Below are 21740 nucleotides of genomic sequence, written 5' to 3'. Positions count from 1 at the left end.
GATGCTAAATTTTTTACCCGGCCCGCTATTATTCGTGCTCAGCCTGACGCTATTGATCATCAACACCGTCATCTGGAGCAGCATCATCTGCATCGGCGGTTTGATTAAGCTGCTGTTGCCGATCACACCTCTGAGAACCGGCCTTTCGCACCTGATGAATCGCTGCATGTGGAGCTGGGCCTGCATCAACGGTGGCATATTGTTCTTGATCGCCAAGATAGAGTGGGACATCGAAGGCCTGGAAGGACTGAAGAAAGATGGCTGGTACCTGTTGATCAGCAACCACCTCAGCGGATTCGACATCGCAGCCCTCACCTATGTGCTGCGCAACAACATCCCCATGCTCAAGTTCTTCCTGAAGAAAGAGCTGCTCTATGTGCCTTTCCTCGGCCTCGGCTGCTGGGCACTGGATATGCCTTTCATGAATCGCACCAGCGCCAAGCAACTGCGTAAGAATCCGAAGCTCAAGGGCAAGGACTTAGAGACCACCCGCCGCTCCTGCGAGAAGTTTAAGACTGTCCCTACCTCTATCATCAACTATGTGGAAGGTAGTCGCTTCACCCCAGAGAAGAAAGCACGTCAGCGCTCTCCATACCGCTACCTGCTGCGCCCCAAGGCGGGCGGTATCGCCTTTACCATCTCGGCCATGGGCGAACAGTTTACCAGCCTGCTTAACGTCACCCTGGTCTATCCCGACTCGGCTGACAACACCCTATCCGAGGTGATGCACGGCAAGGTGAAACGTATCGTGGTGCGCATCGAATCTATGCCGGTGCCTGAGGTGGACGATCAGCAATATTTCAACGACGCCGAGTGTCGTGCCCAGTTCCAGCGTTGGCTCAACGGCGTCTGGCAGCAGAAAGATGAGCAGATCCACCAGATCTTGACCCGCTACAACTCAGATCAGCTGGTTAGCGAAGAGACCCGCTCCCTGGCCGAGAGCCGCTAGCCTTAGCCCCATTCGCCGCCCTCCCAGGTGGCGAATTCCTCAAGTTGTCAACAAAATCAACTAACCAAACCTGCCAAGCTTCAGTAACTCACAGAAATAACGGTTAAGAACTTGCGTTAGACTTAAGTTTTAGCCATGGATTGTTGACAATCTATGCTTGCCGCACTAATTTCATGACTCATCCAATCCCTTAATGAGCAAGCCAATGGCGTTAGATGCCTTATCCACATTAGACACAGAGACGCCCGCACTCACCCTGGCGGATAAGGCCTTACAGGCGATCCAGACCAGTATCATCAAGGGAGAGCTGGCCCCCGGCAGTAAGATCAACGAGCAGATGCTTGCCCAACGCTACGGCATCAGCCGCGGTCCCACCCGGGAAGCCCTGCTAACCCTGGAGCGTCGCCGCCTCATCGTCAGAATCCCCCATGTCGGCGCCCGTGTCGCACAGCTGTCGATAGATGAACTCAACGACCTCTACCGTCTGCGCAGCGTGTTGGAAGGCATGGCCTGCGAGCTGGCCGCAAAACACATTACGCCGACGGCACTGATGCAGCTGCAACGCCTGATGGATAGTCAGGAAGCGGCGCTGGCCAAGGGCGACACCTATTTTCAGCAAGATGGCGATGTGGATTTCCACTACCGCATCATACGCGCCAGCGGCAGTCGCCACCTGCAGGAAACGCTGATTGGTAACCTCTACCACCTGCTGCGCATGTATCGTTATCAATGCACCAGCGAGAGCCGGCCGACCAGGGCGATCGCCGAACACAGACGCATAGTCGAAGCCATTGCCGCTGGCGATGGCGAATTGGCCAGCCTATTGATGCGCCGTCATATCGAACAGGGGCGAATCAACACAGAGAAACGACTTAAGGCGCTACAGGCAGAGTAGCGCTAACCGGGTTCATGCCAGCGAACACGCGTTGGCATCGACTTGAAAAGGCCTTGCCCCTCCCTTCCGGCAAGGCCTTTTCTCTTTAAAATCAGATGTCACTCACTCTTCACGCCAAATTATTGTAAATGTCATAAAATTGACTACAAATTTTAACTAAATGTTAATATACTTGCCTGCCTGAATGACCAAACTAAATGCATAGATATGCATTGGCAGAGAGTAGTCGCTGTGAATCCAGTTCATTTTATCGCTAGACAAAAACCGTCATCGCTTTTCCGCTTACTTGCGCTATTAACCTTACCCCTATTTGTCTCAGCCTGTCAGAGCAATCTCATCGCTCAGCCAGAGAGAGACTATCTAGAGGTCACTCCAGCGCAGCTAAGCAAGTATTGGGTTATCCAAAACAACACCCTGAATTGGCAGGGATTGATCGAACAAAAACAGAAACTCAATATCAGCTTTGGCATCAATCCTTCGGGGCAGTTAGTGGATCTCGAACTCGACGATCTATCCATCTCACCCGAGCAAAAAGAAGCTCTGCTAGCTAAATTTAGCGAGCAGAGATTTAACGCCACGGTCGACAATAAGTCTGCCCAGCCGGTACGGGTCTCCGCCACCGTGATGTTCAATTAAAAAAGGCGCCTGGTAGGCGCCTTTTTCATATCAGATTCAAGAGTTAAGGCGCAACGCGCTCAACCTTTTGCATCCAGCCTTCAGGGCCCTGACACTTACCCTTCTGGATATCCGTCAGCACCTGATAGATGCGGCGGGTATGCTCGCCCACCTGACCATCGCCGACCGTCAATACTCTATGGTCTTCGAAAATATAGGAGCCCACAGGCGACACCACGGCGGCGGTACCAAAGCCACCGGCCTCGACGATCTCACCAGACTCGATATCGGCAATAAACTGGTCCAGCATGACCGTCTCTTGGCGCACCTCACAGCCGAGCGCTTCTCCCAGCTCCATGATGGATTGCGAGGTAATAGACTTCAAAATGGTGTCGGTAAATTTAGGTATGATGATGGTGCCATCTTTAAGCACGTGGAAGTGGTTCATTGCACCCACCTCTTCGATCTGCTTGTTGTTGGCATCGAGATACAATACCTGGGCCGCACCATATTCCGCCGCAGCCTTACCCGCCCTGAGCGAAGCAGCATAGTTACCCGCCGCCTTTGAGGCGCCCGTACCACCCGATACCGCGCGGTGGAATCGCTCGGTGATCAGCAGGCGAATCGCCTTATCGAAGCCATCGGCATAATAGGCGCCACTCGGGCTCAACATGACACAGAAGGTGTACTGCTGGCTCGGGCTCACCGAGAGTCTGTCTTCGGTGGCAAACACGAAGGGACGAATATAGAGACAGGCCCCATCCTGCATCGGAAACCACAGCCTGTCGACGTCGATCAGGGCATTGATACCCGCCAGCTGCATCGCCTCGGGAACAGGAGGAATACAGACCACCTCGCCACTCAGGTTGAGACGCTCGGCATTCTTGTTTAAACGGAAGGTATAGATCTCACCATCGTCGTGCATGAAGGCCTTAGCCCCCTCGAAGATGGATTGCCCATAGTGCAGTGCCATGGCACCCGGTGCCATCTCGAATGGTCCGTAAGGGACTACCCTAGGATCCCGCCACTCCCCATCACGGTAATCCATCAAAAACATATGGTCAGTTCTAAGATTGCCAAAGCCAACATTGGTCTCGGGCTTAAACTGCTGTGTTCGGCGTTCAGACGCAGGTTTTAAATTATAATTTATTTGCATTGCATACCACCTTGAATACTGATCTAGCAGACTATGGACGCCCTGCTTTAAAGTCAAGCCATAAGCGGTCTGGCACGAAATTCTTCATCCTAGTCAGAGTACAGATTTTAAGACAGCAAAAGGCAAGTCGAGCAGACAAGTCACCGGGTACCTGAGTCGCTTTCGAAAAGCCCTAGGGCTCGATATCCTTAAAACTCTCTTTCTCGCCAATCTTAGCAAAGCTAAAGGTATTGGGGGCGATATAGCGCTCTAGCTGAATATCCAGCATCAGGGTCTCGTCGGCGCCAAACAGCTGGGTTAACTGCTCGGGCTCACAGCGAAACTCGGCGCTCTTGTAATGGCAAAAACCCTCGCCTGGCCTTGGGATCAGCTTAAGCCCCAGCTTGCCAGCGCGTATCTTGGAGAGCTTGTTAGCATCCAGGTAGAAGGTGATCACGTTACCGTTGACGCTGTTGCGCTGCTTATCCAGCACCATGGCGCGGGGTAACTTGGAGGCGTGATACTCATCACCCGCGAGCAGATAGCAGTCGAAGTCGGTCACCCTGTGACCCAGATTATCGAACACCCGCACCACCAGCATGCAGTAGCGCGGCGGCTTCCGGCTCGCCTCGGACGCCTCTGCCACCTGCTCTCTGAGTCGGCGATAGCTCTCTCGATCAGTAACCGCCAGGCAGTCCAGGATGTCGCCAACCACGGGCTTATTGGCGGCATTTCGCTGGGTCACAGAGTTCATGATCCCCATCTTGCGATTGCTATGACTCGCCTTAGGCACAATCCCTAAGACGCAAGGCTCAACGGCCTGGGTGAGCTCCGTTAGCGCCAGAGTTTCAGGGCACTCGCCATCGAAGCTCTCGCACAGAAGCCCGGCTTGCTGCTCCAACTTGGCGTAGACAAAGTTCATGTTGGCGGCGCACACCCGTACCACACCATCTGAGCCTACCTCGCCAGTGTAACTGTTCATATAATCGTAAAGCGCACCATCTATGGTTTCTCCGGTGAGCACGAAGGGATAGACGCCGGCGCCTAGCCAATCCTTTTGCTGCCAGCTCAGGTTGAGTTCGTGCTGTCCGTCGCTACCCAGCTCCAACCAATCCAGCACGCGCTGACCCGGCTCGACACCATCGAACCAGGCTTTGAGCCGGCTCACCCTGGATTTACCCAGCTGTGCCAATGCCGAGCCATGATTGGCAGGCGCCAGCATGATCAGGTGTTGCAGCGGCGCCGATTCAGCCTCTTTGTAGTAGCGACACAGCCAGTGGCGCATCAGGGGGCCACCGGTAGAGTGCGTTATCACAGAGAAGGGCTCATCGCCCAGCTCGGCGCGGCGGGCGGCCTCGAAGGCGATGCTGAGATCCTCAAGCGTCACCGCGTCGTTGAAGCTGATATAACGCCCTAAATAGATGTGCTGAATATCCAGGGCCAAGGCCTCGGGGGCCAGCTTAAGCAGCGCCTGGGGCAACTCGCCATAGGTCTGGGTAGTGGTGACACTCCATCCATGTACAAACACCAATTTCATGGTTTCACTCCTTTATCAAACGGCCCACTCACAGGAGTAGCCCGCTCATTTCGTCACACAAGCAATCCACCTATCGGCAAGACAAATAGAAACTAACTTGCAGATCTCATTCAGTTTTGGTTCAGCAAGGCTAACTTACTATGCCCTCAACGAAAACAACACCACCTTTTAAAAGAGAGCATATTATGACTAAGAAGACATTAGCAGTAGCCGCAGTCATCACCGCAGCATTGTCAGCGCCAACTATGGCAGCAGATTGGTTCATCGGTGGCGGTATCGGTTCACAAGAGAACAACTACAAGGCAGAGATCACCGAAGCGGTCGATCCTGGCTTCAGCAAGGGCACCTTCAAAGATTCAGATAGCGACATGATCTATGAACTACGTGGCGGTGTTTACCTCAATGACAACAACCGCGTATACGGCACTTACTCTTACAACTCAGATGACTTCGCTAAGCAGCAGAGCTTCTTGATGTCTTACGACTACCTGGTCGGCCTGGATGCGAACAACAAGTTCAACTGGTTTATCGGTGCGACAGCCGGTGTGAACCATGTGAGCCCAGACGCAGACATGCTGGAATCTAAGAACCGCTTCGTATGGGGTGGTCAAACAGGCTTCATGTACAAGATCAACGACAGCCTGAGCACAGAGATCGGCTACCGTTACCTGAAGCAAGACTATGAGAGAAGCTTCGCGTCAGACGCTGGCGACAAGGCATCATTCTCACTGGATGACAGTCAACAGGTTTACCTGTCTGTAGACTACCGCTTCTAAGCCGAGTCTTTACGAGAAAGCCCCGCAAGGGGCTTTTTTATTGGGTGATATTTATCTGTTTCTGCCACTCAATCCGCTTCCTCGACCAGCAGCCAATCACCCACGGCCTGCAAGGGGATATGATCTTGTTCGATCCAGGCCACCCAGGCCAAACGCTTAGGCGCATTATCTGCCTTAACGAGCGGCTCAATGCGCCCGCTAAAGGTGACGGTCTGTTTGTCCCAACTCTGTCCAGCCGAGCCCTGTTCAACTGATGCCTGTTTAACTGATGCCTGTTCAAGCAAGGCCTGGTCATTTAGGGGCTGGCAAGCTAACGCCGAATAACGCCTGTGGCTCAAGACCACGAAGTCTTCCACCAGGTGTTTGCCGCGGTTCTCTCCCCTACCCACTCGAGTCGTCAGCCCGCTGCCCAGCAGGGCAAGGTGCAGGGTGAGCCCTTGATTGCTGGGCAACCGGCTGTCGAAGCTGGCAGTGAACTCTTGCCCCGTTATGGTCAGGCTTAATCTGCCCACTATCGCTCGCTTATCGGACTCATCTGGCAGCAGCGCCTGCCTTCCTGCTCGCCACTCGCGGCCATTGATCACCAGCTGCGGGGTATAGACCTGGGAAATGCCCTTGTGATTGAGGTAATCATACTGGCGTTGACTGAAGGCGCGTTTAGCGAAGGGATCTTTCCAGCCGAGGTAGTTCCAGTAGGTCACATGAAACGCCAGCGGGAAATAATAGTGCCAGAGGCCGGTCTCTTGTTTGAATCCCGAGAGCCATCGCTCCATGGGCGGACAGCTGCTACAGCCTTGGGAGGTAAACAGCTCGACCACCAGAGGTTGCTGCTCACCACTGCGCTTATGAAACTGCGTCAGTGTCTGAGTCGCAAAAGTGGGATGAGCCAACAGGCTCAGCATTAACAAGAGGGCGACTTTACTCAAGCTGGCTTCTCCTCCAAGATGATATGGGTCTACTCAATAGACCCGGCGCCGCGCCATTTACGTTCATGGACGCGCGCTTTAACCTAAGGAAATCCTATGCAACCCTACCGCATCATAGACTGTCATGTTCACGACCACCTGGAGCTGGCCTGCATCAGGGGTTATCAGCTGTTAATAGAGACCTCGACAGGGGAGATTAGGGCCACCGCCATCACACTCACCACCCAGGCGGATAAGAGCGAGTATCTGACCGTGAGAAACGAGGCGGGCGAGCAGGCGATCCGCCTGGATCATATTCAGGCCATCACCCCCTTAACCCAGGGCGCGGCATTCGATCGTGTGGTGATCGCACCGGCAGACAAGTCACAAGTAGATTAACGGCAGAGCTCGCCGACGGGTCGGCTACAGGCCCTTTAAGGTAGGATGCTCGCCGCGCCGACGAAATAAACAATGTTTAATCCATATATAGATGGATTTTTAGACATTTAGCACGAATTAGCTATTCACTCAGATAGCCGCACTGATAGAATCGAAGCACCATCCAGAAACTATTAGGACCTCCCCATGAGCCTTGAACTACTGTCCAAGCTGGAGACAAAAATCCAAGCGGCACTCGAAACCATTGAGCTACTGAAAATGGAGCTTGAAGAAGAGAAGCAGAAGAACCATACCCTTAACGAACAGAACCAACAGTTGAGCCAAGATCTCACCTCTTGGAACGAGAAAGTCACCGGGCTTGTGGGTCTGCTGAACGACGAAGTTAGCGAATAACCTTAGCGAATAACCTTAGCGAATAACTTCAGAAGAGAGGCGCTTACACAAGGAGCCTAAGGCTCTATTGATAAGCGCGTTCGATGCGCGAAGACCTAAGCCGTCTTCGCCTCATTATGTTGGTGCTCAATCATTTCATTCAATTCCATGATGGCGCGTTTTACCTGAGGCAGGCTCTGACGCGGCAGCAAAAATTTTCCTTTCTCGAACTCTAATCGCCCCAGGTCTTTCACCCAGATCACCCCAGAAACAAAGATTCGGGCATGTTTGACAATCAATTTCGGCGCGTAGACAGGAAAAACTCTCATGAGACCTCCAAGCAAGACTCTGCGTTCTTATTTTTATACTTAGATTCGACAGGTCTTTTACCATGTTAGTTTCAATTTTCTGAGCATTTTTTTCGCGAAATTTGACCCGCGCGCCATAGTGCTAAAAATTTACCTTGTCTATCAGACTAATAGACTAGGTGAAATAAAAATTGGCACTTGCCAAATTTTTGACACACTGGTAGATTGGAGCAGTTACTCAGGGTAAATAGAGCTTTTTAGCTCAATAACCGTATTTCCACAGCGACCGGAAATACGGTTTTTTTTATTCTGGACAATAAAAAAGGGGCCTAAGCCCCTTTCGATAACCGACTGCCGATTACTTCAAGCTAGTCAGGTAGTATGCGATCTGTAGCAGCTCGTCGTAAGACTTAATCGCACCAGTCTCGACACGGTACTTGCCGTTAACGACCAGGGCAGGTACGCCAGACAGCTTGGCATTCTCAGTGGCACGCTTCATCTGCGCCATCTGCGCACTCACCATGAAAGAGTTCGCGGCGGCATCGAAATCTTTGCCATCTACGCCATTGGCGATGAACAGCTGACGGATATCGTCACGGCTAACGAAACGTTGCTTCTTATCATGGATAGCGGCAAATAGCGCGTGTTCCATCTTGTCTTCAACCTTCAGCTGATTCGCTACGGCGAAGGCACGAGACATCTCTGGGCCCATTTCACGACCGATAAATTCAACATGGTTCTGCTTAAACACCACGCCTTCTGGCAGGTTAGCCTTGATCTTAGGCACCTGAGTCTTGGCAAAGTTGTAGCAATGTGGGCAGTAGAAAGAGAAAAACTCGGCGATCTCAGGCTTAGCCGTAGCTGGGCCATCGTTGATCACTGTGTAATGAACTCCCTCTTTGTAGTCGGCGGCCAGTGCCGCCATAGGCGCAACTAAGAGTGCCAGTGCTACCAATAACGCTTTCTTCATTATGCTTCCTTAACAGTGCCTCAGCACCACTATGACAAAAAGATTGACCATACCTTAAAGTGGTTTGGAGTCCACCTCAAGCGGATAAGTTCATTTTTCTGTTACAAATTACAGCCAAATTAGCCCCGACTAATAGGGGATCAGGGTGATCGGCGGCTCATCTAACTTGGCCAGCTGCTCCTTGAAGGCCAGGATCTGCTGCTCCCAATATTTCTCCTCGCCATACCAAGGGAAATGCATCGGAAAGGCGGGGTCCTGCCAGCGGCGGCTCAACCAGGCGTTGTAATGCAGCATGCGCATCGCCCGCAGCGACTCGATAAGATGCAGCTGGCGATTATCGAAATCGCAAAACTCCTCGTAGGCCTCGAGCAACACCTCAAGCTGTAGGGTCTGGTGCGAGCGCTCGCCCGAGAGCATCATCCAGATATCCTGCACCGCGGGCCCCATCTTGGCATCATCCAGGTCCACGAAGCCCGGACCATCCGGGGTCCAGAGGATGTTACTGGGGTGCAGATCCCCATGCAGGCGTATCGCCTCGGTGGGATATTGATGCCAGATGGCTTTCGCCTTCTCCAGCACCTGCTCCACTATGGTGAAATAGGCAGTCTCAAGGCTGGGCGGCACATGATCTGAGCCCTTGAGCCACGCCAGAGACTCATCGCCCAGCAGCTTAGGGGTCAGTGTCTGACGATGCACAAAAGGGCGCCGCTTGGCCATCTGGTGAATACGGCCAATAAAGTGCCCCACCTCCTCGAGCTGCTCCAGGTTATCCACCTCGAAGGCGCGCCCACCCATGGAGGGAAACAGCGCGAAGCGATAGCCCTGATATTCCTGCAGTGAGCGTCCCTCGATGATCACCGGCGCCGCCACGGGGATCTCTTCCTCCACCAGCTCGGCGCAGAAGTCGTGCTCCTCCTGGATCTGCTCATTACTCCAACGCTCGGGGCGATAAAACTTCACCACATAGCGTCGCCCCAGATCGCAGCGAAACTGATAGACGCGGTTCTCATAGCTGTTCAGCGCCAGCAGGCCTGTCTCTGGGTAGATACCCACAGATTCGATGGCATCCAGGATGAGATCAGGCGTCAACGCCTGAAAATGAAACCCTGCCCCTTGCATCGACGTTGTCATAACTGTGACTCCAATAGGCTGGCCAGATAGACGAGCACCTCGACCTCATCGTCACGCTCCACCGACAGCCAGCAGACATCGCCATAAAACTCATAATTTAGCTGCAACAGGCTGCCCTCGAACTCCAGCAGCCACTGATGCCTGTCCGCGCCCCAGTGACGCTCTATCACCCGGCAATCCAGCGCCTTAACGAGCGCCTCGGCAAAAGGATCGAAGCGGTCAAAATCCACATCGGCCAGAATCGACAGGCTCTTGGCCTGGGGCTCGACTTTAATGGCGCTGATCTTCAACTCTTGATTCATAACTTACTCAGGGGTTTCCCTGCCTCTTCAAACTGATTCTTTTTGGCCCACGCGCGGTTATCTCGGCCGGCTAGCTGCTACAGGACATGATAAGTCCCTGTCCCCACTCGGGTGGGCGCTTGGCGTAGGCTTCCTTCTCTGGCTGCTCGTCGTAGGGGCGTGTCAGCAACTGGTGCAGATCGGCCAGTGGCTGGGTATTACCCTCTTCACAGGCGATAATCGCCTCCTGGGCCAGATAGTTGCGCAGCACATACTTTGGATTCACCTGTGCCCGCGCCGCCTGCCAGCCGGCCACATCACTCACCTGCCCCAGGCGCTCGCGATAGGCCTGATACCAGGTATCGAAACCGGCGAGATCGATAAAATCATCCCTGAGGGAGGAGTGTTGGCTATTCGGATCCAGCTGGGCAAAGCGGCGCCAGGTGTTGGTGTGATCCAGACGGTTAGCCTCCATCAGCTGGGTAAAGCCGCCGATCAGCTGCAGGTCCACCTCATCTTGCTCACTGCCTGCCGACTCAACCAACTTGATGCCCAGCTTATCGCGCATCAAGACCAGATAGGCCTGCACCAGGTGATGCTGGTAGGTATTGAGGGCGGCGATTAGATCGTCCGAGGCGATAATCGGCACTAAAGCCTGGGCCAGACGCTGCAGGTTCCACAGGCCGACGCCCGGCTGCTGACCGAAGGCATAGCGACCATTGGGATCCGAATGGTTACAGATAAAGTCCTCCTCGAAGGTATCGAGGAAGGCGAAGGGACCGAAATCGAAGCTGTCGCCGAGGATCGACATGTTGTCTGTGTTCATCACCCCATGGGCGAAGCCGACGGCCTGCCAGTGGGCGATCAACTTGGCGGTATCGGCCACCACACGGTTAAACCAGGCGATGTAACCGGCCTGATCACGGCTCAACTCGGGATAGTGCTGACTCAGGGTAAAGTCGAGCAGCTGCTTGAGCTTATCCTTGCTGCCCTGCTCGCTGTGGCAGAAGAACTCGAAATGACCGAAGCGGATATGGCTCTTGGCCAGACGCACGGTAATGGCCGCCGTCTCCTGAGTCTCACGCCACACGGGCAAGTCGGATCCGATCACCGCCAGGGCCCGTGTCGTGGGGATATTGAGATGATGCAGCGCCTCGGAAACCAGAAACTCGCGCACCGCGCTGCGCAATACGGCGCGGCCGTCGCCATGACGGGAATAGGGAGTCATGCCTGCTCCTTTTAGCGCCACATCCCAGTAGCCCTGTGGGCCCTCGGCCTCACCAAGAATGATGGAGCGGCCGTCGCCAAGCTGAGGCGAGTAGCCGCCAAACTGATGGCCGCTATAGACCTGGGCATAATAGCTGGCACCCGGGATAGCCTGATTGCCCGCCAGCCCCTGCAGCAACTCATCATCGGGCTGCTTAAGCCCAATTAGCGCGGCGGCATCTTCACTCCATGCCAGCCACTGAGGGCGCGGCAGCCCCTGAGGGGTCACCTGGGAATAAAACCCGCTCAGCTGGTCGAAATAATCTTGCTTAAACTTCATTGGCTAACCCTTATGCTTCACTGGCTTGCCAGAGTTTCCAGGCGTTGACACTTAAGCGCGCCCGCCTCATTGCGCTGACATAGTTCACCGCACAGATAACTGCCGCTACCCGTCTGACTCAGCTTCACCATACCGGCGCCCTTTGCCAGGCACTGATCCAGCTGCTGATAGTAGCCGCTTATGTGCTGATCCAGCTCACCTTGACTCGCCAGCACCTCGGCGGATTCACCCGGCGCCGCATCGGGATAATAGAAGAGGGTCCATTGTGGCACCTGAGTGCAAGCCGTCATAGTTAATAGTAACGCCGCGAAAGCCATCATGCTGCGCATTTTAATCTCCTGTTACCACAGATTGTCCAACCTAAACCAAGGCCAATATGGCCCTGCGACCAGAGACATAAATGTTCCGGACATAACGTCATTTTCTTTCCATCCCCGGGACTCTTACCAGTCATCCTGCGGATAGGGCATAAATGTTCCGGACATAAAAAAGGCGACACTCAGATCGCCTCTTTAGTATTGCTTGACTAGTTTACACGGCTATTCGCCGCGATGCAGTAGATTACTGCCGGGGCTAAGATCAGGCCTGCGCCTTCGCCTTGGCCTTCTCGATGCGAGTGATACGTCCCTCGAAACCGGTAACCGTACCGTCTGAGAGGCCATAACCTATAGCCGCCTGGCAGATTGCGATGGCACCATCGAAGTCACCACAGTCGTTAAGCAGGGTGGCCAGGTGCATGAAGCCGACACCCTTCTCCTTGGTAGGGGCTGGCAGTGCCGCAAACAGCGATTGATAATATGGCGACAGCGCTGCGCCATATTCGCGGTACTCTTCCTGCTTACGCTGCTTGTAACACTCGGCGATCGCCTGTAGCAGCGCCACATGCTTACCTTCGGCCTCTGGTTCGGCACGACATTGGGCTAAAGACGCGCTCAGCTTGTCATTCGCCCATGACTCGTCGGTCACCGCCAGCATCTTGAAGGCTGGCTCTGGCTCTGGCTCTGGCTCTGGCTCTGGCTCTGGCTCTGGCTCTGGCTCTTCAGCAAGCTGCTCGGGAGCTTGTTCAACCTCAAGTACTGCCTCGGTCGGTTTCTTCTCTTCGACAACTTCTACGACAGTCTCTTCGACGGCAGCTGTCTCAACAGCCTTTGTCTCAACGGGCTCGACAGGTTCGAAGGTCACGCCCTCATCGGCTGGGGTCGAAACCACCTTTTCCGCTTCTTGGTCCATTTCTTGGCTAGGCACATTCACGGCCTCGCCTGATACCACCTTCTCAACCGGTTTCTGGGTTGCTTGTTGCTCTTCCTGTGCCAGTCGCTGCGCTCGTTTGTACAGGTAAACGCCCACCGCTACCAGCAAAATAATGGCTATATATTTCATTATCATCCACCGTTGATTAATCGCGCCCAGTATCAGGCATTTTCATATCGCAAATATGTCTAGATATTAACCGATATTATTAGTCGATTCTCTTGCTATAAATCAAATATTTATACCTCTTTTTCGCTCGGGTATCAAAAACAGCCGTGAAAATCATGCTTAGGGGGTAAAAATGGCCTTTTCTGCCGTGATTTTCAGCGGCGGACGGCACCGACTAAAAGTGCCATTTTGTGCGCATCTTCATAATTTCGCCGCTTGCTTTTGTGTTCCCGTTCGCCTCGGGCTAGGCTAGCTATAACCCAGTAAAGAAGTCGGATATATCATGAGCCAAGAGATCCTAAGTGGTAAGCTGCTGCGAGAGTTTAAGACCATCGCCGCCATGGTACATATCTATTGCAAAGACCACTGCCAGGCCAAGGGCGATGTGGCCAACTGCCCAGAATGCAGCGAGTTTCTCGAGTATGCCCACACCAGGCTGGACCGCTGCCCCTATGGTCAGGACAAACCCACCTGCAACAAGTGCCCTGTGCATTGCTACAAGCCTGAGCCGAAGGCCAAGGCAAGAGAGATAATGATCTATTCCGGCCCGCGCATGCTGCTGCCCCACCCCATCATGGCGATACGTCACCTGTGGGCCGAACGCGGCCCTGTACCGGGCAAGCCCCCCGCGGCGGCGTCTAACCGTCACCTGCGTCTGGCCAAGGAGCAGAAACCCTCCTCTTAGATCTGGGTTGATTCCAGCTGAATCGGCCCGGCGTTTAGCCGCGCCAATAACGCCCAATATTCACCTTGGGTTAACCCGTTATTTCCAAGCTGAGATCAGCGCCTTAACCCTTGATGGCATTTCGAGACGAAATCCCACCTCACGCTTGCCTCGCCGGCCATTTTGCGTCAACAATGAGCACTATGGATACGCACTCTCACGGCTTGTTATTCGAAGGATACTGGTGGCTCTCATTGCTGGGTGGCCTGCACTGTATCGGCCTGGGACTCTACCTCAGATATCTGTATCGTGACCGCAACGACAACCACAAACTGCTAGGCGCCATCTTCAGCCTGCTGGCCCTCTACTTCCTCACCGGCCTGCTCAACAGAGACAACTCACCCCTGCCGCTGCAACAGCTGTTTATCCTACTGATCCCGGCCTATTTCCTGCTGATGCCCATGCTGTATCTCTATTGCTATCGCAGCCTGCACGACATCAAGGGTTCTATCGGCCTGTCACGCCACTTCATCCCCGCCATCGCCCTGGTGCTGGTGATAGGCCTCAGCGCGCTGCTGAGCGGTGAGATGCGCCAGCTGGTCTCGACCAGCAGAGTGACCCAGTTTAACCATGTCACCCTGCTGGGTACTGTGCTACCCCTGCTGCTGGTGCTGCAGACCGGTCTCTATTTCTACGCCATCTGGCGCCTGCTGCGCCGCTTCAAGGGACGCGCTCACCGCGCCCATCAGGACAGTCTCAAGGATATCAAGTTCAGATGGCTGCTGGCGCTGACGCTGGCCATGTTGACCAACTGGCTGGTGCGTATGGGATTAGTCATACTGCCCTACCTGCTGGGGGATAAGGTGAGCCTGGCGGCTCAGGCGAGCACCCGACTGTTTCTGCTCCTCAGCCTTTACCTGCTGGCCCTCTACGGCCTCAAGCAGATCACCATGTCTGCCTATCTCAGGGGCCGCCTCTTCCCAGACCTGCAAACCCAGGCGCGTCCAAACAGCAGCCGTCAGCTGCTGAACGCCGAAGAGCTCAATTATCTGCAACAACTGCTGCAATCCGACAAAAAATAATTAACTCAATTTATACCTAAGCGGTTTTGCGTTAATGTATCCGGGCTTAACCACCTCAATTAACAAGAATTACGCAAGCAATCACTAGAGAAGGGATCAAGATGGGAAGGGGATATCAACTCACCGCGTTGGCGGCGATCTGTGCGGTCGCCATGGGACTGAGCAGCGGCGTATTGGCCGCCGAGCGCACTCACCAGATCACCACGGATGACTTTTTCACCATAGGCAACATGGGCAATGTTCAGCTCAGCCCAGATGGCAAACATGCACTCTGGCTAGAATCCCGCTGGGACAAGGAGCTGGACAAGGCGCAGAAAGATCTCTGGCTTATCGATACCAAGTCACGCAAGACCAACCGCCTCACCTTCACCAACGAGAGCGAGTCCAGCCCTCAGTGGAGCCCGGACGGCAGCACCATCTACTATCTGGTCAAGCAGAGCCGCGAAGACAACAAGGCCCCCTACAACGGCAAGGCTCAGGTGTTCAGAATCAACCTGGGCAGCACAGAAGCCGTCCCTGTCACCAAGGAAGCCGAGGGAGTAAAACAGTTCCAGCTCAGCCAAGATGGCAAGAGCCTCTACTTCCTCGCCAACAAGAGCACTACAGACAAAGATATCTGGGCCAAGGTAAGAGCCAAACACGGCGCGCCTAAGTATGGTCACGGCAAGGTCACCACCAACCCCCTCTACAAGCTAGATCTCGACCACTACCAACAGAGCCTGGTGCTGGACGATGACAAGGTGGTGTGGAACTTCAGCGTCAACCAAGACGCCAGCCAGATCGCCCGTATCACCACTCAGGACAACGAACTGGTTAACCTGGAAGGCTGGTCAAACATAGAGGTATTCAACACCCAGTCACAGCAGAACAAGGTGCTGGAAGACAGCGCCTGGCGCGAACAGGCGCCCTCGCCTTACGGCTGGCTACTGGGCCTGGCCTGGCATGAAGACAACCAACGCCTGGCGTTTCGTATCGACTTCGACGGCCACCCGGGCAAGTTGTTTGTGGCCAAGCCACAGGACGACAAGGCCAAGCTAATTCAGGTGAAGACAGAGGCTGATGTCACCTTCAACTCCGGCGACATCCACTGGCGACCTGGCAGCGACGAGCTCTGTTACCGCGGCTACGACCACGCCAGGGTCAAACTCTTCTGTAGCGAGGTAGATAACCAGGGGCAAGGGGACACCCGTACCGTGCTGGCAGGCGATCTGGTAATGGGCAGCTATAGCTTCACCCACAATGGCAAGAAACTGGCCTTCAGCCACAACGGCCTGGATCATTTCAGCGACCTCTTCATCGCCGATGCCGCCAGCAAGAAGGCCAAGTACAAGCGCCTGACCAACATCAACCCTCAGGTCGACAGCTGGATCCTGCCAGAGATCTCGATAGTGAAATGGACCGCGCCGGACGGCAGCCAGGTGGAGGGGATCCTGGATCTGCCCGCAGGTTATAAGAAGAGTGACGGCCCGCTGCCGCTGATCGTGCAGATCCACGGCGGTCCGACCTCGGCCACCCCCTATGCGCTGCAACACAGATCCTACGGCCGCGCCACCTTCACCGCCAACGGCTGGGCGCTACTCTCGCCTAACTACCGCGGCTCTACCGGCTATGGCGACAAGTTCCTCACGGACCTGGTGGGCCAGGAGCATGAGATCGAGGTGGCCGACATCATGGCCGGTGTCGATCATCTGATCAAACAGGGCATAGCCGACGGTGACAAGATGGCGGTGATGGGCTGGAGTAACGGCGGCTACCTCACCAACGCCCTCATCAGCACCACCAACCGCTTCAAGGCCGCCAGCTCGGGGGCCGGCGTATTCGACCAGCGTCTGCAGTGGATGCTGGAGGACACCCCAGGCCATGTGATCAACTTCATGCAGGGCCTGCCCTGGGAGAAGCCAGAGGCCTACACCCACGGCTCGTCGCTGACCCATGCCGACAAGATCAAGACACCGACCCTGATCCACATAGGCGAAAATGATCAGCGCGTACCACTGGGTCATGCCCAGGGTCTCTACCGCGCCCTGAAGCACTACCTGAATGTACCGGTCGAGTTGGTGGTGTATCCGGGTGAGGGCCATGGTCTGAGCAAGTACCAGCACAGACAGGCCAAGATGGACTGGGACAAGCAGTGGTTCGAGCACTATGTGCTGGGTAAGCAGATGGACGAAGCTAAGTAAAAGCCTATTTGTTAGCTGAACCCGAGCTGACATCAATCGAAAAAGCGCCAGTTCTGGCGCTTTTTTCATCAATGGCCGTTTTCATTCTTAATCAGTCGAACTATGCTAAAACCATCCAAATCGATGGAGGTCATCATGCATAAGTATCTGTCTACCCTAATTCTAAGCTGTTGTGTGGCATTGGGATTATTGACGTCCCCCATGACGCTCGCCGCCGACAGCTACAGCGAAGCGATCGCCAACTTCAAGAAAGCCCCAGACACCCAGAAGTTTTTCAACTCCGCCTATGGCTACGCCATCTTTCCCACCGTCGGCAAGGGCGGCATAGGCATAGGTGCCGCCTACGGTAAGGGCCGTGTCTACAAGGGCGGTGCCCACACCGGCGACTCCAGCCTGACCCAGCTGTCCATAGGCTTCCAGCTCGGCGGACAGGCCTACAGCGAGATCATCTTCTTCAAAGATGCCAAAGCTTATCAAGAGTTTACCAGCGGCAGCTTCGAGTTTGGTGCTACCGCCTCGGCAGTCGCCATCAATGTCGGCGCCAATGCCCAGGTGGGCACCACAGGTAACTCCGCAGGCGCAGGCCACTCGGGTGCCAACAAGGCCGCCAGCGCCGCCTACATCAACGGCATGGCAATTTTCACCGCCGCCAAGGGTGGCCTGATGTATGAGGCCGCACTGGCCGGACAGTCTTTTACCTTTGAACCCAAATAAGGGGCATCTGTGGGGGAGTCAGATGGCTCCCTCCTTTCTTCCAACCTCTGGGACATCTTCGATAGTCGGCTTGATAGTGGATCAGATCGGTTCTCTAGGGGGGGATGTTCGACCTACTTAGGGATTTATAAATGGGATTTGAAGCCATAGCTTCATGGTGAACTTATTGCCTGCGGCAGGTGCAGCACTAGACTATCTAGCTGCATTTCATCGAAAAGCTTATTAACTGAGCATCAAACTCATTTTGATATTTGGAAGGTTAACATTGAACCATGGCTTCATGGTGTATAAATTGCCTGCGGCAGGCTTATGTGCAAACACATTTGTGACACGCTACGAGCACCTCCATGTGAGCTCTACCTCGGCATCCATGCCTCGGAAGGTCACAAATGTGTTTACACCTAGTTATCTGTCTCTTCGATTTAGCCGCTTTTGAACCTGACAGGAAAGTCAAAAGCAAAATCATTTTTGAACATTTCTGAGTTACGAGTTATCACAGTTGGGCACCAACAATTATTAGATCAATACTGTAACGACATGATTTGTTGTACATTGATGGCATATGCACTTGTATGCTATTTAAGGGAACTCTTATGTACATTAGAAAGGTAACGATCAACAACTATCGCAGCTTTCGCTTTTTCGAAGCACAGCTTCAACAGCTAACAGTTGTCATTGGTGAAAACGATACTGGTAAGACGAACTTTTTCACCGCACTTTCGTTACCGTTAAGCGGCAACCTAATAGACTTCAACCAGAAGCGTTTGAGTGTTTCTGATATCAACAAAGATTCCGTTATTGATTTTCTAACGTCCGTTGTCAATGATGACACCGAAGAGAATCAGCTTAAAAAGATCCCTAAAGTATCAGTAACCGTAGAGTTCGCTGATCCGAAAGATGCTTATGAAACAGCACTGTTAGCTAAGTGGATTGTTGCAGATGGAGATAACGAAACTTACAAAATCAGATACGACTTTAAGCCTAAAGACGACAAAGATTTGCTTGAGGTCGTGAAGAAATCGCTCGCTGGTAAGACTTTAGATGATATTAACTGGTTTACTCTACCCGTTGAGCTATACGACTACCAAGTCGTCTCTGTGAACAACGAAAAGCCTATCGCATACAGTGATTTAAAACACGTCAGTCTCCATAGCATCAATGCAGAGCGAGATGACTTCTCAGAAAGCAGTTCAATGAAGTCCAATAGCATTTTCACCAAATTGCTTATGAACACTCTCAACGATGACGACAAAGGTCAGATCAATACCGCCTACTCTGAGTTTTTTAGTGCTATTGAAAAGACTGAAACATTCGACAAAGTCATTGGAACTAATGACGATTTTGAGAATTACGACAGTATTATCAAACAGCTTGAGTGCACTCCTAACCTGCCCAACTTGAAGAACATCTTATCGAATATCACTTTGAAATACGGGAATGAATTTCTGTACCAAAAAGGCTTAGGACAACGAAATCTTATCTACATACTCATCCTGTTTGCTTACTACAAGTCATGTGGTGATACATTCAACTTGTGCTGTATAGAAGAACCAGAAGCACACTTGAGCGTTAACAACCTTCGTTTAGTAAGAGACTTCATTGAGAAAAGCTCAAGCAACAGTGGCTCGCTTGTACAAACTATCATTTCGACCCATAACCCATCGATCATCAACAAGCTAAAGATCTCTAATGTGTTGGCGTTTACTGGCGAGAAAGCAATTAGTCTGTCTGATACTCCAACTAAGCTAGTTGACTATCTAAGAAAGAGACCTAACTTCGACATCTTAAAGCTGCTGTTTGCAAACAAAGTCATTCTCGTAGAGGGTCCGACTGAAGAAATGCTAATCAGCACTTATCTGTCTAAACAACCAGCCCTCAACGACATTGATATTATTCCAATTGGTCAACGTGGTTACGCCACTTTCTTAGATATATGGCTAGCCTTGAACAAAGATAACCAGAACAAGAAAATTGGTGTTGTACGTGATTATGACAATTCAGATGCGGCTAAAGCCAAACATGATGCCTATGACACAGCGCATGCGAATGTCACTGTAAGAACAACAACAAACTACACACTTGAAATTGATTTAGTAGAAGCAGAAGACAACCTAGCTTTACTAAATGGTTTATTCGAAATGAAAGGCGACCTCGACGCAGTATCCAAACACATGATTAATGGTAAGACAGCAAGAATGCTTGATGTATGTGATGCGATGGTTGATGAAGAGAATCCACTGGATATCAAGTTACCAGCTCACATCGCTGAGGTTATCGAGGCTGTATCATGATAGAAGTACAGATTGCTGGTGCAGGTGCTGGAAAAACTTATGGCTTAGCAAAGACTTTGATAGAGCACATCGAAGCTTGTACTAGTCACAAAAAGACATTTGCACTGACGTACACAAACTCTGCAACAGCGAAGATAGAGCAAGAGATAATCAAACAACATGGCTTTATTCCGTCGAATCTCTGTATACAGACCGTACATAGCTTCTTGTTAAACGAAATAATCTACCCATTCTCGTCATTCACTCTCGGAGATGTGTATAACGACGCATCAATAATGATGTTACCGAGCGATGCTAGATTCAAAAACTGGCACTTAAAGCGATTAAAAGATAAAAACATCATTCATGCCGAGAGCGTCTACAACATCGCTAAACAAATTGTTGATGAAACCACCAGCAAGCACAACAACAGAGCGAAGAAAGATAAAGTCCGCAGACTTTTGGCTATTCTAGGAAGCTGTTTTGACAAGATATTCATCGACGAAGTCCAAGACTTAGATAAAGATGCACTTCGCTTTTTCGAAGTTCTAGGCAGCAACGATATTGACATATACATGATCGGAGATCCAAAACAAGCAATCAAGTTTCCCCAAGATCTTGATGCTTTCGTTCAAAAATTAGCTCAAAAAAAATACGCGACCATACTACCGATCAACAATCAAACTAGGCGAGTCCCCAGAGAGATACTAACTGTCTCAAACAGCTTCTGTTATGAAAATCAGCAACAAGAGTCACTATCAGAAATGGTTGGTGAACTCATGTACATTGAATCGACGGACGGGCGATATGACGATCTACTAACGAACTACTTAGATACAAAACAACTTGTTTGTATCGACAAAAAGAATGGTCGCTATACAACTTCATCTAAACACAAACACTCATTCCCACGAGAGATCGAGGAAATGATTCGTGATTCTAACCACAAGAAAGACAAAGCTTTGTTTGTTAAAGCAGCTTTTTCTGACTTTATGGACGATGCGATCAATGAAGATAATAAGAAAGCCATAAGTAAACTCATTGCTCGGCATTCATTGGCTCTTAATAAACAGCACTTCGCCCAATTACATGAGCTATGCAATTCATGCACTAAAAATGATGTTCAATTCAAAGTCCAAAGTATCGAATCTATCAAGGGATTGGATGCTGATGTGTGTGTAATCATACTTAGCCCTAATACCCTGAAATACTTAACTCAAAATGGTATTAGCAAAGCAAATCAATTTAATAAAGAATGGAAAAAAATCTATGTCGCTCTAACTCGTGCCAAAAAGAGGCTGGTGTTAGCTTTAGATCACGAGTTGCTCGCTAAAGAAGATATGGCGGCTGTTAGGAATGTGTTAGGTGAATTAGGGTTTGTTAATCACATCTAGTACACATCTGTCCATTAATACAGGTGGAGTCCAATAGAAGTCAGATTCAATCAATGTGTCAGATTTAATTGGCTCTATGTAAATAATCTTCTTTAATGCAGCTTGTAACTTATTTTGGGGCAGAAATAAGTTAACGCTTTACTCCCTTACCTCCTCAACGCCGCCAAATCGAAGAGACGTTTAGATACAGGTGTAAGC

General features: G+C 52.0%; 22 protein-coding genes. 12 read left to right on the top strand and 10 right to left on the bottom strand.

Going from position 1 to position 21740, the window contains the following annotated elements; translation table 11 throughout:
* The first annotated feature begins 1 nt into the window (after position 1).
* The 3 genes from yihG to K0H80_RS01390 all read left to right on the top strand — a co-directional run bounded on the left by yihG (position 2) and on the right by K0H80_RS01390 (position 2480).
* On the top strand, positions 2-949 hold the full coding sequence (yihG, locus tag K0H80_RS01400; protein ID WP_220072832.1) for a 1-acylglycerol-3-phosphate O-acyltransferase, YihG family: 948 nt from the start codon (positions 2-4) through the stop codon (positions 947-949).
* Positions 950-1154: 205 nt separating this feature from the next.
* A complete protein-coding gene (locus tag K0H80_RS01395; RefSeq protein WP_434086632.1) occupies positions 1155-1844 on the top strand; it encodes a GntR family transcriptional regulator in 690 nt (229 codons plus the stop codon).
* A gap of 231 nt (positions 1845-2075) precedes the next feature.
* Positions 2076-2480 carry a hypothetical protein gene (locus K0H80_RS01390; protein WP_220072830.1) on the top strand — a complete coding sequence of 135 codons (405 nt, stop codon included), beginning with the start codon at positions 2076-2078 and terminating at the stop codon, positions 2478-2480.
* A gap of 43 nt (positions 2481-2523) precedes the next feature.
* On the opposite strand, the gene K0H80_RS01385 is transcribed toward K0H80_RS01390, so the two are convergent.
* Both K0H80_RS01385 and K0H80_RS01380 read right to left on the bottom strand, forming a co-directional pair.
* Positions 2524-3615 (bottom strand): branched-chain amino acid aminotransferase, encoded by a 1092-nt coding sequence (locus tag K0H80_RS01385; protein WP_220072829.1) that lies wholly within the window; start codon positions 3613-3615, stop codon positions 2524-2526.
* A gap of 172 nt (positions 3616-3787) precedes the next feature.
* Positions 3788-5131 carry an esterase/lipase family protein gene (locus tag K0H80_RS01380; protein WP_220072828.1) on the bottom strand — a complete coding sequence of 448 codons (1344 nt, stop codon included), beginning with the start codon at positions 5129-5131 and terminating at the stop codon, positions 3788-3790.
* A gap of 185 nt (positions 5132-5316) precedes the next feature.
* Here K0H80_RS01380 and K0H80_RS01375 point away from each other — a divergent pair, with 185 nt between their 5' ends.
* Complete coding sequence (locus K0H80_RS01375; protein ID WP_220072827.1) at positions 5317-5907, top strand: outer membrane beta-barrel protein; 591 nt, start codon at positions 5317-5319, stop codon at positions 5905-5907.
* 68 nt (positions 5908-5975) lie between these two features.
* On the opposite strand, the gene K0H80_RS01370 is transcribed toward K0H80_RS01375, so the two are convergent.
* The gene (locus tag K0H80_RS01370) at positions 5976-6833 is read right to left on the bottom strand and encodes a DUF1223 domain-containing protein (RefSeq protein ID WP_258406149.1); all 858 of its coding nucleotides are present in this window, start codon (positions 6831-6833) and stop codon (positions 5976-5978) included.
* A gap of 96 nt (positions 6834-6929) precedes the next feature.
* On the opposite strand from K0H80_RS01370, the gene K0H80_RS01365 reads away from it, so the two are divergent.
* Positions 6930-7211, top strand: a complete 282-nt coding sequence (locus tag K0H80_RS01365; protein ID WP_220043942.1) for a Rho-binding antiterminator — start codon at positions 6930-6932, stop codon at positions 7209-7211.
* Positions 7212-7397: 186 nt separating this feature from the next.
* Positions 7398-7604: a cell division protein ZapB gene (locus K0H80_RS01360; RefSeq protein ID WP_011864073.1), complete on the top strand. Its 207-nt coding sequence runs from the start codon at positions 7398-7400 to the stop codon at positions 7602-7604.
* Positions 7605-7699: 95 nt separating this feature from the next.
* Here K0H80_RS01360 and K0H80_RS01355 read toward each other — a convergent pair whose 3' ends face one another.
* From K0H80_RS01355 to K0H80_RS01325, 7 genes are all read right to left on the bottom strand, one after another.
* The gene (locus K0H80_RS01355) at positions 7700-7912 is read right to left on the bottom strand and encodes a DUF1107 domain-containing protein (RefSeq protein ID WP_011864072.1); all 213 of its coding nucleotides are present in this window, start codon (positions 7910-7912) and stop codon (positions 7700-7702) included.
* A gap of 337 nt (positions 7913-8249) precedes the next feature.
* Positions 8250-8861: a thiol:disulfide interchange protein DsbA/DsbL gene (locus tag K0H80_RS01350; RefSeq protein ID WP_011864071.1), complete on the bottom strand. Its 612-nt coding sequence runs from the start codon at positions 8859-8861 to the stop codon at positions 8250-8252.
* A gap of 129 nt (positions 8862-8990) precedes the next feature.
* Entirely contained in the window at positions 8991-9992 is a 1002-nt protein-coding gene (locus K0H80_RS01345; RefSeq protein ID WP_286670253.1) for a serine/threonine protein kinase, read from the bottom strand.
* Complete coding sequence (locus K0H80_RS01340) at positions 9989-10294, bottom strand: DUF3630 family protein (RefSeq protein ID WP_144203871.1); 306 nt, start codon at positions 10292-10294, stop codon at positions 9989-9991. Before K0H80_RS01340 ends, K0H80_RS01345 begins: the two co-directional genes overlap by 4 nt.
* Positions 10295-10364: 70 nt before the next feature.
* A complete protein-coding gene (locus tag K0H80_RS01335; RefSeq protein ID WP_220072826.1) occupies positions 10365-11819 on the bottom strand; it encodes a protein adenylyltransferase SelO in 1455 nt (484 codons plus the stop codon).
* Between the two features lie 17 nt (positions 11820-11836).
* The gene (locus K0H80_RS01330; RefSeq protein ID WP_220072825.1) at positions 11837-12148 is read right to left on the bottom strand and encodes a hypothetical protein; all 312 of its coding nucleotides are present in this window, start codon (positions 12146-12148) and stop codon (positions 11837-11839) included.
* A gap of 250 nt (positions 12149-12398) precedes the next feature.
* On the bottom strand, positions 12399-13199 hold the full coding sequence (locus K0H80_RS01325) for a hypothetical protein (protein WP_220072824.1): 801 nt from the start codon (positions 13197-13199) through the stop codon (positions 12399-12401).
* Positions 13200-13521: 322 nt separating this feature from the next.
* Here K0H80_RS01325 and K0H80_RS01320 point away from each other — a divergent pair, with 322 nt between their 5' ends.
* From K0H80_RS01320 to K0H80_RS01295, 6 genes are all read left to right on the top strand, one after another.
* A complete protein-coding gene (locus tag K0H80_RS01320) occupies positions 13522-13923 on the top strand; it encodes a nitrous oxide-stimulated promoter family protein (RefSeq protein WP_011864065.1) in 402 nt (133 codons plus the stop codon).
* 173 nt (positions 13924-14096) lie between these two features.
* Positions 14097-14984, top strand: a complete 888-nt coding sequence (locus K0H80_RS01315) for a hypothetical protein (protein ID WP_220072823.1) — start codon at positions 14097-14099, stop codon at positions 14982-14984.
* Positions 14985-15085: 101 nt separating this feature from the next.
* Complete coding sequence (locus K0H80_RS01310; RefSeq protein WP_220072822.1) at positions 15086-17164, top strand: S9 family peptidase; 2079 nt, start codon at positions 15086-15088, stop codon at positions 17162-17164.
* A gap of 135 nt (positions 17165-17299) precedes the next feature.
* Complete coding sequence (locus K0H80_RS01305; protein WP_011864062.1) at positions 17300-17878, top strand: lipid-binding SYLF domain-containing protein; 579 nt, start codon at positions 17300-17302, stop codon at positions 17876-17878.
* 593 nt (positions 17879-18471) lie between these two features.
* The gene (locus K0H80_RS01300) at positions 18472-20169 is read left to right on the top strand and encodes an ATP-dependent nuclease (protein ID WP_220072821.1); all 1698 of its coding nucleotides are present in this window, start codon (positions 18472-18474) and stop codon (positions 20167-20169) included.
* Positions 20166-21542 (top strand): UvrD-helicase domain-containing protein, encoded by a 1377-nt coding sequence (locus tag K0H80_RS01295; protein ID WP_220072820.1) that lies wholly within the window; start codon positions 20166-20168, stop codon positions 21540-21542. The genes K0H80_RS01300 and K0H80_RS01295 overlap by 4 nt, the downstream gene beginning before the upstream one ends.
* The last annotated feature ends 198 nt before the right edge of the window (positions 21543-21740 follow it).

It is taken from the genome of Shewanella aegiceratis (assembly GCF_019457495.1).
Taxonomy (GTDB): domain Bacteria; phylum Pseudomonadota; class Gammaproteobacteria; order Enterobacterales; family Shewanellaceae; genus Shewanella; species Shewanella loihica.
The sequence above is the reverse complement of the archived record's forward strand: the minus strand, read 5'-3'. Positions and strand labels throughout refer to the sequence as shown.

What these genes read in the sequence shown, in the direction of transcription:
- yihG (WP_220072832.1), top strand. Translation starts at nt 2, where the DNA reads ATGCTAAATTTTTTACCCGGCCCGCTATTATTCGTGCTCAGCCTGACG.
- K0H80_RS01395 (WP_434086632.1), top strand. Translation starts at nt 1,155, where the DNA reads ATGGCGTTAGATGCCTTATCCACATTAGACACAGAGACGCCCGCACTC.
- K0H80_RS01385 (WP_220072829.1), bottom strand. Translation starts at nt 3,615, where the DNA reads ATGCAAATAAATTATAATTTAAAACCTGCGTCTGAACGCCGAACACAG.
- K0H80_RS01380 (WP_220072828.1), bottom strand. Translation starts at nt 5,131, where the DNA reads ATGAAATTGGTGTTTGTACATGGATGGAGTGTCACCACTACCCAGACC.
- K0H80_RS01375 (WP_220072827.1), top strand. Translation starts at nt 5,317, where the DNA reads ATGACTAAGAAGACATTAGCAGTAGCCGCAGTCATCACCGCAGCATTG.
- K0H80_RS01365 (WP_220043942.1), top strand. Translation starts at nt 6,930, where the DNA reads ATGCAACCCTACCGCATCATAGACTGTCATGTTCACGACCACCTGGAG.
- K0H80_RS01360 (WP_011864073.1), top strand. Translation starts at nt 7,398, where the DNA reads ATGAGCCTTGAACTACTGTCCAAGCTGGAGACAAAAATCCAAGCGGCA.
- K0H80_RS01355 (WP_011864072.1), bottom strand. Translation starts at nt 7,912, where the DNA reads ATGAGAGTTTTTCCTGTCTACGCGCCGAAATTGATTGTCAAACATGCC.
- K0H80_RS01350 (WP_011864071.1), bottom strand. Translation starts at nt 8,861, where the DNA reads ATGAAGAAAGCGTTATTGGTAGCACTGGCACTCTTAGTTGCGCCTATG.
- K0H80_RS01345 (WP_286670253.1), bottom strand. Translation starts at nt 9,992, where the DNA reads ATGACAACGTCGATGCAAGGGGCAGGGTTTCATTTTCAGGCGTTGACG.
- K0H80_RS01340 (WP_144203871.1), bottom strand. Translation starts at nt 10,294, where the DNA reads ATGAATCAAGAGTTGAAGATCAGCGCCATTAAAGTCGAGCCCCAGGCC.
- K0H80_RS01335 (WP_220072826.1), bottom strand. Translation starts at nt 11,819, where the DNA reads ATGAAGTTTAAGCAAGATTATTTCGACCAGCTGAGCGGGTTTTATTCC.
- K0H80_RS01330 (WP_220072825.1), bottom strand. Translation starts at nt 12,148, where the DNA reads ATGCGCAGCATGATGGCTTTCGCGGCGTTACTATTAACTATGACGGCT.
- K0H80_RS01325 (WP_220072824.1), bottom strand. Translation starts at nt 13,199, where the DNA reads ATGAAATATATAGCCATTATTTTGCTGGTAGCGGTGGGCGTTTACCTG.
- K0H80_RS01320 (WP_011864065.1), top strand. Translation starts at nt 13,522, where the DNA reads ATGAGCCAAGAGATCCTAAGTGGTAAGCTGCTGCGAGAGTTTAAGACC.
- K0H80_RS01315 (WP_220072823.1), top strand. Translation starts at nt 14,097, where the DNA reads ATGAGCACTATGGATACGCACTCTCACGGCTTGTTATTCGAAGGATAC.
- K0H80_RS01310 (WP_220072822.1), top strand. Translation starts at nt 15,086, where the DNA reads ATGGGAAGGGGATATCAACTCACCGCGTTGGCGGCGATCTGTGCGGTC.
- K0H80_RS01305 (WP_011864062.1), top strand. Translation starts at nt 17,300, where the DNA reads ATGCATAAGTATCTGTCTACCCTAATTCTAAGCTGTTGTGTGGCATTG.
- K0H80_RS01300 (WP_220072821.1), top strand. Translation starts at nt 18,472, where the DNA reads ATGTACATTAGAAAGGTAACGATCAACAACTATCGCAGCTTTCGCTTT.
- K0H80_RS01295 (WP_220072820.1), top strand. Translation starts at nt 20,166, where the DNA reads ATGATAGAAGTACAGATTGCTGGTGCAGGTGCTGGAAAAACTTATGGC.